Genomic DNA, 12,961 nt, shown 5'->3' with positions numbered 1-12,961 from the left:
CATCATCAGTGACGGTTCCCCGCAAGGGAATTCGGTAGTAGAGCCGCAGCAAGGAAACGGAGCACCACTCCATGGCAACCCTGTCCGTCGCCACGATCCTCGCCGAGAACGCCCGGCGCCGCCCCGGGAAGACCGCCCTCGTCGAAGGCGAACTGCGGCTCACCTTCGCCGAGGTGTGGCGGCGGTCCCTCGCCCGGGCGGGCGCGCTCACCGGCGCCCTCGGCGTACGGCCGGGGGACCGGGTCGCCCTCATGGCCCCCAACACCGCCGAGTTCCCGGTCGCCTACTTCGCCGTCACCGCGGCCGGCGGGGTCGTCGTCCCGGTGCATCTGCTGCTGTCGGCCGGCGAGGTCGAGCACGTGCTGCGGGACAGCGGGGCGGCCCTGCTGCTCGTCCACCCGGCGCAGGCCGAGACCGGGCGGGCCGCCGCCGAGGCCCTGGGGGTCCGGGTCGTCACCCTGGGCGAGGAGTTCGACAAGCTCGCGGCGGACGCCGAGCCGCTGCCGTCGTACGTCACCCGCGCCGCCGACGACCCGGCGGTGATCTTCTACACGAGCGGCACCACCGGCGTCCCGAAGGGCGCGGTCCTCAGTCACTTCAACATCGTGATGAACGCGACCGTCAACGCCTTCGACGCCAACGACATCCGCGCCGACGACGTCGCCCTCGGTGCGCTGCCCCTCTTCCACGCCTTCGGGCAGACCGTCTCGCTCAACTCCACCTGGCGGGCGGGCGCCACGCTCGTCCTGCTGCCCCGCTTCGACGCCGCGCGCGCCATCGAGCTGATGGTCGAGGAGGGCGTGAACACCTTCCACGGGGTGCCGACCATGTACGTCGCCCTCACGGCGGCCGCGGCACAGGCGGAGCGGCTGCCCGGGCTGCGGATCTGCATCTCCGGCGGGGCCTCCCTGCCCGTCGCCGTACTGGAGCGCTTCGAGGAGGCGTTCGGCGCGAAGATCTACGAGGGCTACGGGCTGTCGGAGACCTCACCGACCGCCACCGTCAACCAGCCCCTGTTCGGCACGAAGGCCGGCACCATCGGCCATCCGCTGTGGGGCGTCGACGTGGAGATCGCCCGCGCCGAGACGGAGGACCGCATCGAGCTGCTGCCGGCCGGCGAGCTGGGCGAGGTCGTCATCCGCGGCCACAACGTCTTCTCCGGCTACCTCGGCCGGCCCGAGGCCACCGCCGAGGCGGTCGTCGACGGCTGGTTCCGCACCGGCGACCTCGGCACCAAGGACGACGAGGGCTTCCTCAGGATCGTCGACCGCAAGAAGGACGTCATCATCCGCGGCGGCTACAACGTGTACCCGAGGGAGGTCGAGGAGGTCCTGATGCGCCACCCCGGCATCGCCCAGGTCGCCGTCATCGGCCTGTCCGACGAACTCCACGGCGAGGAGGTGTGCGCCGTCGTCGTACCGAAGCCGGGCGGCGTTCCCGACGCCGCCGCGCTCACCGAGTGGTCCAAGGAGTACCTGGGCCGGCACAAGTACCCGCGCCGCGTGGAGTTCACGGACGCGCTGCCGCTGGGCCCCAGCATGAAGGTGCTGAAGCGGGAACTCCGGGCCCGGTACACGGAGAAGCGGGCGGACCAGGCATAGCGGGCGGCAGGGGTCACCTGGCGAGACGGTCCTTACGCCGAAGGGTTGTCCGGACATAGCATCGGTCTCCGCATGAACACGATGACGCTCTGGCACATATCCGGCTGGGAGTTCGCCGCGCTCGCCTTCGCGGCCCTGCTCGTCGGCTTCTCCAAGACCGCGGTGAGCGGGGCCAACACGGTCAGCCTCGCGATCTTCGCGGCGGTCCTGCCCGCCCGCGCCTCCACCGGCGTGCTGCTGCCCGTCCTGATCGCCGGCGACGTCCTCGCCGTCCTCACCTACCGGCGGCACGCCCACTGGCCCACCCTGTGGCGGCTGTTCCCCGCCGTCGCGGCCGGGGTCGTGCTCGGCACGCTGTTCCTGGTGTGGGCCGACGACGGGGTCGTACGGACCTCGATAGGCGCGATCCTGCTGCTGATGGCCGGCGTCACCCTGTGGCGGCGGCGCCGGGCGGAGCGCACGGGCGGGCAGGACGAGCCGGACGCGGTGGCGAGCCGGACGGGCCGGACGAAGGCGCGCTCGTACGGCGTGCTCGGCGGGTTCACGACGATGGTCGCCAACGCGGGCGGCCCGGTGATGTCGATGTATCTGCTGTCCGCCGGCTTCCGGAAGCTGGGTTTCCTCGGCACGTCGGCGTTCTTCTTCCTGATCGTGAACGTGTCCAAGGTGCCGTTCAGCGTGGGCCTCGGCCTGATCGACGGGAACTCGCTGCTCCTCGACGCCGCGCTCGCGGTGTTCGTCGTGCCCGGTGCGTTGTTCGGCAGATGGGCTGTGAACAGGATCAACCAGCGACTCTTCGAACAACTTGTGATCGCGGCGACGATCGTGGGCGGAGTGCAGCTGCTACTGCGCTAGCCCCAGCAGCGCCGGGAGGTCGGCGAAGGAGTCCAGCACATGGTCCGGGCGCCCGCTCGCCCGCTCCAGGGTCTGCGGCAGGAACTTGCCCGTCCGCACCAACACCCCGGTGATGCCGAGCCGCTGCGCGGCCAGGACGTCGTACTCGACGTCGTCCCCGATCATCAACGCCTGCTCCGCGCTCACCCCGAGCCGTCCGAGGGCCGCCTCGAAGAACGCCCTCGACGGCTTCCCGGTGACCTCCGCCTCGACCCCCGCGGCCGCCTCCAGGCCCGCCAGGAACGCCCCCGCGTCCAGCTGGAGTCCCTCGTCCGTGCGCCAGTACAGGTTCCGGTGCATGGCGACCAGCCGCGCGCCCCGCTGGAGCCGGCCGAAGGCCCGATTGAGCGCCTCGTAACCGAACTCCGGCCCGGCGCCGCCGAGCAGGACGACGTCCGGCACGTCGTCGTCGGAGCCGGAGTCGCCGACCAGGGTGATCCCCTCCAGGTCCGCCCTGATGTCCCCGCTGTTCAACAGCGCGACACGGGCCCCGGCAAGCTGGACGGCGGCGGCCGCGGGAGCCGTCAGGACGTCCTCGGCCGTCACCGGGAACCCCCTCTCCGCGAGCGAACCGGCGAGCGAGGCCCGCGACCGGGAGGTGGTGTTGGTCACCAGGACCACCCCCAACCCCGCGTCCCGGACGGCCCGCAGCGCCTCCACCGCACCCGGCAGCGGCTGCCAGGAGACGGTGAGGACACCGTCGATGTCGACCAGGACGGCACGCACGGATTCCATGACGTCAGACCGTAGCCACCCGGGCACCGGATCGGCCCGTACGACCTCGTACGCTCACCCCTATGCCCGCGCACGTCCTGATCCTCGGCGGCACCACCGAGGCCCGCCGCCTCGCCGCCGACCTCGCCGCACGCCCCGGCGTCCGGGTCACCACGTCCCTGGCCGGCCGGGTCGCCCGGCCCGAAGCGGTGGCCGGCGAGCTGCGCACCGGCGGCTTCGGCGGCGCCCAGGGCCTCGCCGACTGGCTGCGCACCCATCACGTGGCCGCCCTGGTCGACGCCACCCACCCCTTCGCCGAGGCCATCACGGCCAACGCGGCCCGCGCGGCGGCGGCCACCGGGGTGCCCGCGATCGTCCTGCGCCGCCCCGGCTGGCGACCGGTCCCCGGCGACCGCTGGTACGACGTCCCGTCCCTGTCCGAAGCCGCCGAGGCACTGCCCGGTCTCGGGCGCCGGGTGTTCCTCAGCACCGGACGTCTGGGCCTCGCAGCCTTCGCCCACCTGGCGGACCTGCACTTCGTCGTCCGCTCGGTCGACCCGCCCGCGCCCCCGCTGCCCCCGCACACCGAACTGGTCCTCGCGCGCGGCCCGTTCAGCGTCGCTGCCGAGACGGAACTGCTGCGCAGCCACGGCGTCGAGGTGCTGGTGACCAAGGACAGCGGCGGCGAGGCCACGGCCGCGAAACTGACCGCCGCGCGGGAACTCGGGCTGCCCGTCGTCGTCGTACGCCGCCCTCCGCTCCCGCCAGACGTGACGGCGGTTCCCGACGTGGCGGGCGTACTGGAGCGGCTCGGCCTCAGCGCCGTGTGAGGACCGGCGCGCATGCGTCGGCTCACCCGGTGCTCCTACGCCGTACTCGGCTCCGGTGCCACGGCGGCCCGGTCGGGCAGGCCGTCGGACAGGTCCTCCACCAGCAGGCGCTTGGCGATCGTGTCGACGGCCGCGCGCAGGTCCGCGCCGGGCGGGTGGCCGAGGTCCCGCTGGACCCGGTCCGCCAGCCAGGCGCCCCAGGCCCGGCCGATCACGTCGGCCTCGCGGCGGCCCGCGTCGGTGTGGGAGAGAAGGGAGCCGTGCCGGGTCAGATAGCCCTCGTCCACCATCCGGTCGAAGACCGGCAGCAGCACCTCCGGCGGCAGATGCCGTCGCCCCGCGATCAGGCCGAGGCTCGCGTGCCCCACCAGCCGGCTCAGCATCTCCACCTGCATCACCGCCCAGGCCCCGGCCACATCGAGCCGCGAGTCGGACTCCCTGATGATCCGGCGTCCGGTCTCCAGGTCCGTAGTGCCGAGGATCTTCGCGACGGAGGCCTCCAGCACCCGCTGCGAGTCCGGTCCGTGCGGTGAGGCGAAGCCCTCGCCCATGTCGGTGGAGCCCAGACGCGCGCTGTCGCGCAGCTGCACCTGCTTGAGGAACAGGGCGACCACGAAACCGAGGGCAGCGACCGGCACCGTCCACAGGAACACGGTCTGGATCGTGTCGGCGTACGCCTCGATGATCGGGGCGGCGACGGGGGAGGGCAGGCTGTGCAGGCCCACGGGACTGGTCGCCGCCCGGCTCACCGCCGCCGGATCCACGGCTCCCCCCGCCGCCTTCACCGCCGCGCCGATACCGTCCTTGAGCCTCGGGGCGAGTGTGTTCGTGTAGATCGTGCCGAACACGGCCGTGCCGAACGAACTGCCCAGCGTACGGAAGAAGGTCACGCCGGAGGTCGCGGTGCCGAGGTCGGCGTAGTCCACGGTGTTCTGCACGGCGATGGTCAGCACCTGCATGGACAGGCCGATGCCGACACCCAGCACGAACATGTACAGGGACTCCAGCACGACCCCGGTCCCCGGGCCCATCAGCGACATCAGATACAGCCCGACGCCCATCACCAGCGAGCCCACGATGGGGAAGAGGCGGTACTGCCCGGTCTTGCTGACCACGTTGCCGCTGAAGACCGACGCGATCAGCAGGCCGATCACCATCGGCAGCGTCCGCACCCCGGAGATCGTCGCCGAGTCGCCGTCCACGTACTGCAGATAGCTCGGCAGATACGTCATCGCGCCGAGCATCGCGAAGCCGACGATGAAGCTGAGCACCGAGCAGACCGTGAACACCGGGTTGCCGAACAGGCGCATGGGCAGCATCGGTTCGCGGGCCCGGGTCTCCACCCGACAGAACAGGGCGAGCGCCACCGCGCCGCCCGCGAACAGGCCGATGATGGTGCCCGAGCCCCACGCGTACTCGTTGCCGCCCCAGCTCGTCGCCAGGATCAGCGCGCTCGCGCCGATCGCGACCAGCGCGATGCCCAGATAGTCGATGACCGGCCGGGTCGCCGACTTCACCACCGGGATCGTGCGCGCGGCGGCGGCCACCACGACGATCGCGATGGGGACGTTGACGTAGAACGCCCAGCGCCAGGACGCGTGGTCGGTGAACACCCCGCCCAGCAGTGGCCCGATGACCGTCGCCACCCCGAACACCGCGCCGATCGCACCCTGGTACTTGCCGCGCTCGCGCAGCGGGATGACGTCCGCGATCAGCGCCATCGCCGTGACCATCAGCCCGCCCGCGCCGATCCCCTGCACCGCCCGCCAGGCGATCAGCAGCGTCATGTTCGTGGCGAGGCCGCACAGGAACGAGCCGGTGATGAAGACGATCGCCGAGACCTGGAAGACCACCTTGCGGCCGAACAGGTCACCGAACTTGCCGACCAGCACGGTCGCGACGGTCTCCGCGAGGAGATACGAGGTGACCACCCACGACATGTGCGCCGCGCCGCCCAGGTCCGACACGATCGTCGGCAACGCCGTGCCGACGATCGTCTGGTCCAGGGCCGCGAGCAGTATGCCCAGCACGATCGTCACGAAGACGACGTTGCGCCGGCGGGCGTCCAGCACCGGAGGCTGTGCTGCGGCGGGCGGCGCGGGTTCCTCGGTCACGGTCACGAGGTCACGATCACACGGGTGGGCTAGCCACGCATGCGGGGCCGTCCGCCCGGGTGCCGTCAGCTCTGGCCGGGGTTCTGCTCGGGGTTTCTGCGCAGCAGATACGTGTCCATGATCCACCCCTTGCGCTCGCGCGCCTCGGCCCGCACCCGCTCGATACGCGGGCCGGCCTCGGCGATCGGCCCGGAGACGAGGATCTCGTCCGGCGTGCCTATGTACGCCCCCCAGTAGATGTCCATGTCCTCCCCGGCGTACTGCCTGAAGGTCTGATGCGCGTCCAGCATCACCACCACGTCGTCCACCCCCTCCGGGAAGCCCTCGGCCAGCCGCCGCCCGGTGGTGATCTGCACCGGGCGCGCCACCCGGTTCAGGCCCGTGCGATGCCGGGCGACGAGCGCGGAGACACTGCTGATCCCGGGCACGACGTCGTACTCGAACGCGACCGTGCCCCGCTCCAGCACCTCCTGGAGAATCCCGAGCGTGCTGTCGTACAACGCCGGGTCGCCCCACACCAGGAAGGCGCCGGTGCCGTCCTCGTCCAGCTCCTCGGCGATCAGCCGCGCGTAGATCCCCGCGCGGGCACTGCGCCAGTCCTCCACCGCCGGCGAGTACGCCGACCCGCCCGCTCTCCTGTCCCGCTCCGGGTCACGGGCCTGGACCACCCGGTACGACCCCTCGGGCAGATGCGTGTCGAGCATGTCCCGGCGGAGCTGGGTGAGATCGCTCTTCACCTCGCCCTTGTCGAGCAGGAAGAACACGTCCGTGCTCCGCAGCGCCCTGACGGCCTGCAGGGTCAGCTGGTCGGGGTCGCCCGCGCCGATACCGATGACATGAATCTTTCGCACGCCCCGAGTCTGCCGTATGCCACTGACAACGCGTCCACCGCCTCCGTACGCACGGTCATCAGGGCCTGCCCGGTCAGCGGATCTCACCCCACCCGAGCCGCGGCGCCTCGGCCACCGGATCCACCGGCCCGGCCCCACGCTCCACCCGCTCCGCCAGCTCCCGCGCCCACCGGGCGAGCCCGGCGAGATCCAGCCCGTACGGCCGGTCCTCCCCGCGCCCCTTCTCCCACGCCTCGACCGCCCCCGCGCCCCGCCGCAGCAGGCGCGCCCCGCCGACGGCGTTGCCACGGGCCGCGTGGGTGAGCCCGACCGCCAGCTGGGCCAGCCCCCGCCACATCGCCCGCTCGTCCTGCGGCCCTGCCTTCCAGGCGTCCTCGAAGACCTCGTGCGCGTGGAAGGGCTTGCCCGCGTCCAGCAGCGCCTGCGCCTCGGTGACCGTCTCGTCGGGCGCCCGTACGACGCCCTCCGGCTGGCGGGGGACGCCCTCATTGCCGTACGGCAGCGGCCGCCCGAGCCCGTCCCGGGGCCGCGCGCTGCGCGCCCGCCCGTCCGCGTCCCGGTCCCTGGCATCCGATGCGTCCGCGTTCATCACACGGCCGATTGTCCACTGCTCCGGTCAGGCCCTCTTCGGCGCACCCCCGGACGTGGGGTAAAGTTCTGTTCGCGCGATCACGCGGGGCACCGCGAGCGAGCGCATCGGGACGTGGCGCAGCTTGGTAGCGCACTTGACTGGGGGTCAAGGGGTCGCAGGTTCAAATCCTGTCGTCCCGACCAGCTTTCTGCCGGTCGGAGGTCGTCTTCTCAGGGATGAGGAGGCGACCTTTTCGTGTCCGGGGGTGCGTCCTGCCCGTAGTCTCCGCGGTCCCCGTCGGGCTCGGGGCCGGGGAGCACCGGGTGGCGGTCGCCGGTGGCGATCTTGGCCACCATCGCGGCGAGCTGCCCACAGGCCCGTGCGATCTCCCGCTGGGTCTGGTCGCGCTCACTGATGACTGTCGCGACCAGCAGCGCGGTCAGCGAGGCAGAGCCGTTGAAGGCCTGGAGAGTGATCATGTTGGTGAGCAGGTCATGACCGGCGAAGGGACCTGATCCCCGCGCGGCCGCGATGATCGCGAAGGTGGACACGGCCAGTGCGCAGGGCGCGGCGCCGCCCAGCCGGAAGCGGAAGGCCGCCCAGATCAGCAGCGGGAAGCCGAGGAACATGAGGGGCGTGCGACCGGTCTCGACGACACCGACGCCGACGATGGCTGCCGCGAGCAGCACTCCCTCCGCCCAGCGCAGCGGCGACGCGCCCTTCGGCCAGCGCGCCGACCAGGCGACGAGCAGGACCGGCGCGACCACGAGAACGCCCATCGCGTCGCCGGTCCACCAGACCGACCACGTCGGCCAGAAGCCCTCGGTGCTCAGGACACCGGCGAGGACCAGGGTTCCGGTGCCCGTCGTCGCGCTGATCAGCATCCCGGTGAACGCACCGAGAAAGATCAGGGAGAGTGCGTCCCGCAACCGGTCCAGTTCGTTCCGGAATCCCGTGTGGTGCAGCAGCGCGTAGGAGCAGACGGGCGCCAGGGTGTTTCCCGCAGTGATCGCGAACACGGCCGGCAGCGACGGCCCCAGCGAGACGTTGACCAGGAACGCGCCGAGTGCGATTGCGGGCCAGACCCTCGGGCCGCGCAGGAGCAGACCTGCCACCGCTATACCGCTCGGCGGCCAGAGCGGGGTGACCTGACCGCGCACCAGTTGCTGGAGCAGTCCCACCCTGGCCGAGCCGTAGTACAGCGCGGCGATGGCACAGATCTCCAGGACGTCCGCACCACCGCGACCGAGTCGTACCCGTCGCGGTACAGCCATCGGGCAACCTCCGGGGCTACGTCACCCCGGAGCCCATCATCCGCCGGATCGCCCGGATCCTCCACGGCATCGCCGACCGGCGGGGCCGGCACCCCACGAGAGGGCGCCGGCGGGCCTCGTCCGCGAGGAGCCGGAGAGCCGGGGTCAGGCGGGCGGCGTGCGCAGGGCGAGTATGGCGATGTCGTCGTGACCGTCGCTGGGGTGGTGGTCGGCCAGGGTCTGGACGAAGGCGGGCAGGGGCAGGGCGGCGTGTTCCACGGCGAGACCCGCGAGTGCGTCCAGGCCCTCGTCGATGGAGCGGGCAGCGTGCTCGACCAGTCCGTCGGTGAAGAAGACCACGGTGGCGCCCGGGGGCAGCAGACACGAGTGGTCCGGGCGGGGCTGCTCGATGTCGACGCCGAGCGGCAGTCCCTGCTCGGCGAGCAGATAGGCCACGTGGCGCTCGCGGGTGAGCAGTAGGGGAGGGACGTGGCCCGCGGCGCTCCAGCGGAGTCGCCAACCCGAGCCCTCCGGTTCGATGCGGGCCAGGGTGGTGGTCGTGACGGGATTGTTCGTGATGGCCTCCAGGACCCGGTCGAGCCGGGCGAGGATCGCGCCGGGCGGATCGCGCCGGTCGAACAGCAGTGCACGCAGCATGTTGCGGGTGGAGGCCATGGCGGCTGCGGCCTGCAGATCGTGGCCGGCCACGTCACCGATGACGACCGCCACGACGTTGTCGGACAGCAGGACGGCGTCGTACCAGTCCCCGCCGAGCTGACTGGGCTCGGCAGCGGGCCGATAGACGGCGGCGGCGGTGAAGGGCCGCAGGTCGGGCAGTGTGGGCAGCAGCAGCCGCTGGAACTGCTCGGCGCCGACCCGGATTCGCTCGAACAGGCGGACGTTTTCGATCGCGATGCCGGCCGCGCCGGCCAGGGCGACGACGACGTTCTCGTCGTGCAGGTCGAAGGGCTCTCCGTCCAGCCGTTCGGAGAGGTAGAGGTCACCGTAGATCTCGCCGCGCACGCTGATGGCGACGCCGAGCAGCGTGCGCATGCGTGGGTGGCCGGGCGGGAACCCGGTGGAGGACGGATGGGCCGGGATGTCGTCGATCCGCAGGGGCTCGGGGTAGCGGATCAGGTGGCCGAGGACGCCCAGGCCGCGCGGCAGGCCGGTCTGGGCCAGGGCCGTGCGTTCCCGCTCGGACAGACCGGCCGAGATGAACTGCTCCAGGCGCTCCCCGGAGTCGTCGAGTACGCCCAGAGCCCCGTAGCGGGCGCCCACCAGGTCCATCGCGGTGGTCACGATGCGGTGCAGTACCTCAGGCAGTTCCACCTCACGGCTGATGGCCACGACCGCGTCCAGCAGCCCCTGGAGCCGGTCCATGGAGGACAGCAGGGCGCGCAGTTGCTCGTCGATCCGGCCCAGCTCGGAACGCAGGCGCACATGCAGGTCGGGTAGGTGCGGCTGCCTCGGTCGTCTCGCCTGTCCCTGTCCGGACATCACCGGCACCCGGTCGCCTGGTGCCCGGTCCCGGCCGTCGTCGGGACCGCTCGCCGCTCACGGCGGATCCCCTCGCACGGTCCCTGACCCGAGCGCTGCATCCCAGCCTCCTTCCACGACCCTGATCACCTCAGGGCGGACGGCCATCGCTGCGTTGTCTCCGATTGTGGCACCGGCGCGCACGCCGCGGCGGGCGCTGCGCGCCCGGACGATCAGGGCCCCGGCTGGGCGACCGCCCGGCGCCGCAGGTCAAGGGTGCTGTCGGGAGAACCCGACAGCACGTACGAGGTCACGCCCGACGACCGCCGCACCCCTGCCGAGACCTGTGCCAGTCGGCCGCACACCCCCCGCCCCACCGTCCGCCACTCGGTCGACCCGCCACTGCGTCGACCGAACCGAACCGGGTCACCTCCGGGCCACCACCGGGTCACCACCGGGCCGACCTCCGGGGGCGCGGCCCTCCGCACCCGCCTCCTCGGACTCACCAGGCCGCGCTGGCCGTCCGGCAGCCGCCGTGGTCCGGGTCCCGGAGCGGGGCCACGGCCCGTGGGGCCCGCCGGACGCGGGGCCGCCGGGGGGCCGCGCGAAGGGAACCCTGACGCGACCGAGGTGGCGGAGGCGTTCGCGCGGCGCACCGTCGATTGGGGGAGCGCGGCCTGGCCGAGGCGTCTTCGCCGAGGCCAGGCGGGGCTCGGACGCGTGCGGGGTCGGGCCCGGCCGGCTGGTCACCTTCGCGGACCACCTGGCGCAGGTGCTCAGCCCTTGTTGGACCCCAGCGTCAGACCGCTGACGAACTGGCGCTGGAGCACGAAGTACACGACCAGGGTCGGGATCGCGGTGAGCAGGGCGCCGGCGGCGACCAGGTTGGGATCGGTGAAGTACTGGCCGGAGAGGTTGTTCAGGGCCGAGGTGATCGGCATGTTCTCGCCGGTCGAGATCAGGACCAGGGCCCAGAAGAAGTCGTTGTAGATCCAGATGGACAGCAGGGTCGCCAGCGCTGCCATCGCCGGCTTGCACAGGGGCAGCGTGATCTGCCAGTACAGCCGCCACACCGAGGCGCCGTCGACCAGCGCGGCCTCGGTCAACTCGTGTGGCAGCGAGCGCATGTAGTTGCTCAGCACGAACGCGCAGAACCCGGACTGGAACGCCACGTGGATGAGGACCAGGCCGAGCGCGGAGTCGTACAGCTTGCCGCTCGCCGTGATGCCCGGCAGGTCCGTCAGCAGGTAGAGCCGGTACAGCGGGGTGATGATGACCTGTTGGGGCAGGAGGTTTCCGGCCGTGAAGACCAACAGCAGGGCCAGGTTGAGACGGAAGTCGAAGCGGGCGACGTAGAACGCCACGCAGGAGGACAGGAACAGGGTCAGCAGCACGGCCGGTACCGCGATGATCAGCGTGTTGCCGAAGTAGTGCAGCATGTCCGACTGCTGGAACGCGTTCTTGAAGTTGTCGAAGTTCAGCGTGTGCGGCCAGGAGACGTAACCCCTGGCGCTGGTCTCGCTGTACGGCCGCAGCGCGGAGAAGACCGCCCACAGCAGCGGGGCCAGCCACGCCAGCGCCGTACCAGCGAGGAAGACGTGCAGCAGGACGCGGGCCGGGCGGATCGGGGCGCGCCGCTTCAGCGGGAGACTGGTGGAGCTCATGCGCGGCGCTCCTTGCGGAAGGTGGCGATCAGATACGGGATGATCACCGCTAGGGAGATCACCAGCAGGACCACGGCGATCGCGGAGCCGTAGCCGATGCGGCTGGACTCGCCGATGATGTTGTTGGTGACCAGGATCGACAGCAACTCCGTGCCCTGGGCGCCCTTGTTGAAGACGAAGACCAGATCGAAGGCGCGCAGGGCCTCGATGATGGTGACGACCAGGACGACCGTGTTGGTCGGGCGCAGGGTCGGGAAGATGACGTTCTTGAACGTCTGCCACTCGTTCGCGCCGTCCAGCGCGGCGGCCTCGCGCAGTGACGGGTCGACGCTCTTCAGGCCGGCCAGGTACAGGATCATCATGTAGCCGGCGTGCCGCCAGGACGCGGCGATGAGGACCGCCCACAGATTCAGATGCGGGTCGCCGATCCAGTCGATGTAGTGGCCGGGTTTGTTGGCGCCGATGATGCTGTTGATCAGGCCCGTGTCCGGGTTGTAGACCAGCTGCCAGACGAAGCCGATGCACGCCATCGAGATGACGACGGGCAGGAAGAACGCGGTCTGGTAGACCCGGCTGAAGCGGATCCGCTTGTCCAGCTGGACGGCCAGGAACAGGCCGAACGGTGTCGGGATCAGGATCAGTACGACGAACCAGATGACGTTGTGCTGGACGGCCGGCCAGAACTGCGGGTTGTCGTTGAAGAGTTGTCTGAAGTTGTCCAGCCCCACCCACTTGATCGAGTCGAACCCGATGCCGTCCCAGGTGGTGAAGGCGAGGAAGATCGAGGCGATGGCCGTGACCCACACCAGGGCCACGTGCAGGATCGTCGGCACGCCCGCCATCAGGGCGAGCGTGATCCGGTCACGGCGGGTCAGCAGGCGCCGGTGGCTCTGCGTGGCCCGCCTCTTCGCAGGCGTGGGCCCCGGCGGCGGCGCGGCTGCCGCCTCCGGGGTCTTCGTCGTCGTGTCGGACGTCATGTCGGTCGTCATC

At 71.4% G+C, this 12,961-nt stretch carries 11 protein-coding genes and 1 tRNA gene; 4 read left to right on the top strand and 8 right to left on the bottom strand.

Features of this window, described 5'->3' with window-relative positions; translation table 11 throughout:
• The first annotated feature begins 71 nt into the window (after positions 1-71).
• Together ADK64_RS25735 and ADK64_RS25730 are read left to right on the top strand one after the other, a co-directional pair.
• Positions 72-1,601, top strand: a complete 1,530-nt coding sequence (locus tag ADK64_RS25735; RefSeq protein WP_053662385.1) for a long-chain-fatty-acid--CoA ligase — start codon at positions 72-74, stop codon at positions 1,599-1,601.
• 72 nt (positions 1,602-1,673) lie between these two features.
• Positions 1,674-2,456, top strand: coding sequence for a sulfite exporter TauE/SafE family protein (locus ADK64_RS25730; protein WP_053662384.1), 783 nt, complete (start codon positions 1,674-1,676; stop codon positions 2,454-2,456).
• On the opposite strand, the gene ADK64_RS25725 is transcribed toward ADK64_RS25730, so the two are convergent.
• On the bottom strand, positions 2,445-3,230 hold the full coding sequence (locus ADK64_RS25725; RefSeq protein WP_053662383.1) for a TIGR01458 family HAD-type hydrolase: 786 nt from the start codon (positions 3,228-3,230) through the stop codon (positions 2,445-2,447). The genes ADK64_RS25730 and ADK64_RS25725 overlap by 12 nt on opposite strands.
• Before the next feature lie 62 nt (positions 3,231-3,292).
• Between ADK64_RS25725 and ADK64_RS25720 the strand changes: the two genes are divergently transcribed.
• Positions 3,293-4,039, top strand: coding sequence for a cobalt-precorrin-6A reductase (locus ADK64_RS25720; protein ID WP_053662381.1), 747 nt, complete (start codon positions 3,293-3,295; stop codon positions 4,037-4,039).
• Between the two features lie 35 nt (positions 4,040-4,074).
• Here ADK64_RS25720 and ADK64_RS25715 read toward each other — a convergent pair whose 3' ends face one another.
• The 3 genes from ADK64_RS25715 to ADK64_RS25705 all read right to left on the bottom strand — a co-directional run bounded on the left by ADK64_RS25715 (position 4,075) and on the right by ADK64_RS25705 (position 7,593).
• Complete coding sequence (locus tag ADK64_RS25715; RefSeq protein ID WP_053662379.1) at positions 4,075-6,159, bottom strand: MDR family MFS transporter; 2,085 nt, start codon at positions 6,157-6,159, stop codon at positions 4,075-4,077.
• A 59-nt stretch (positions 6,160-6,218) separates the two neighbouring features.
• The gene (cobF, locus tag ADK64_RS25710; protein ID WP_053662377.1) at positions 6,219-7,004 is read right to left on the bottom strand and encodes a precorrin-6A synthase (deacetylating); all 786 of its coding nucleotides are present in this window, start codon (positions 7,002-7,004) and stop codon (positions 6,219-6,221) included.
• A gap of 73 nt (positions 7,005-7,077) precedes the next feature.
• Positions 7,078-7,593, bottom strand: a complete 516-nt coding sequence (locus ADK64_RS25705) for a DUF309 domain-containing protein (RefSeq protein ID WP_053662376.1) — start codon at positions 7,591-7,593, stop codon at positions 7,078-7,080.
• A 108-nt stretch (positions 7,594-7,701) separates the two neighbouring features.
• Here ADK64_RS25705 and ADK64_RS25700 point away from each other — a divergent pair.
• Positions 7,702-7,778 (top strand) — tRNA-Pro (locus tag ADK64_RS25700).
• A gap of 27 nt (positions 7,779-7,805) precedes the next feature.
• Here ADK64_RS25700 and ADK64_RS25695 read toward each other — a convergent pair.
• From ADK64_RS25695 to ADK64_RS25680, 4 genes are all read right to left on the bottom strand, one after another.
• Entirely contained in the window at positions 7,806-8,849 is a 1,044-nt protein-coding gene (locus ADK64_RS25695; RefSeq protein WP_053662373.1) for an MASE1 domain-containing protein, read from the bottom strand.
• Positions 8,850-8,993: 144 nt separating this feature from the next.
• Positions 8,994-10,271, bottom strand: a complete 1,278-nt coding sequence (locus ADK64_RS25690) for a GAF domain-containing SpoIIE family protein phosphatase (RefSeq protein ID WP_324614438.1) — start codon at positions 10,269-10,271, stop codon at positions 8,994-8,996.
• A gap of 812 nt (positions 10,272-11,083) precedes the next feature.
• Positions 11,084-11,971 (bottom strand): carbohydrate ABC transporter permease, encoded by an 888-nt coding sequence (locus ADK64_RS25685; protein ID WP_053662369.1) that lies wholly within the window; start codon positions 11,969-11,971, stop codon positions 11,084-11,086.
• Positions 11,968-12,948, bottom strand: coding sequence for a carbohydrate ABC transporter permease (locus tag ADK64_RS25680; RefSeq protein ID WP_053662796.1), 981 nt, complete (start codon positions 12,946-12,948; stop codon positions 11,968-11,970). The genes ADK64_RS25685 and ADK64_RS25680 overlap by 4 nt, the downstream gene beginning before the upstream one ends.
• Positions 12,949-12,961 lie beyond the last annotated feature (13 nt).

It is taken from the genome of Streptomyces sp. MMG1121, from assembly GCF_001280015.1.
In the GTDB taxonomy this organism is placed as follows: domain Bacteria; phylum Actinomycetota; class Actinomycetes; order Streptomycetales; family Streptomycetaceae; genus Streptomyces.
This window is presented reverse-complemented; position numbering and strand designations above follow the sequence as displayed.

Excerpts from the sequence above, each read along its gene's own strand:
- ADK64_RS25735 (WP_053662385.1), top strand. The coding sequence starts at position 72 with ATGGCAACCCTGTCCGTCGCCACGATCCTCGCCGAGAACGCCCGGCGC.
- ADK64_RS25730 (WP_053662384.1), top strand. The coding sequence starts at position 1,674 with ATGAACACGATGACGCTCTGGCACATATCCGGCTGGGAGTTCGCCGCG.
- ADK64_RS25725 (WP_053662383.1), bottom strand. The coding sequence starts at position 3,230 with ATGGAATCCGTGCGTGCCGTCCTGGTCGACATCGACGGTGTCCTCACC.
- ADK64_RS25720 (WP_053662381.1), top strand. The coding sequence starts at position 3,293 with ATGCCCGCGCACGTCCTGATCCTCGGCGGCACCACCGAGGCCCGCCGC.
- ADK64_RS25705 (WP_053662376.1), bottom strand. The coding sequence starts at position 7,593 with ATGAACGCGGACGCATCGGATGCCAGGGACCGGGACGCGGACGGGCGG.
- ADK64_RS25695 (WP_053662373.1), bottom strand. The coding sequence starts at position 8,849 with ATGGCTGTACCGCGACGGGTACGACTCGGTCGCGGTGGTGCGGACGTC.
- ADK64_RS25685 (WP_053662369.1), bottom strand. The coding sequence starts at position 11,971 with ATGAGCTCCACCAGTCTCCCGCTGAAGCGGCGCGCCCCGATCCGCCCG.
- ADK64_RS25680 (WP_053662796.1), bottom strand. The coding sequence starts at position 12,948 with ATGACGTCCGACACGACGACGAAGACCCCGGAGGCGGCAGCCGCGCCG.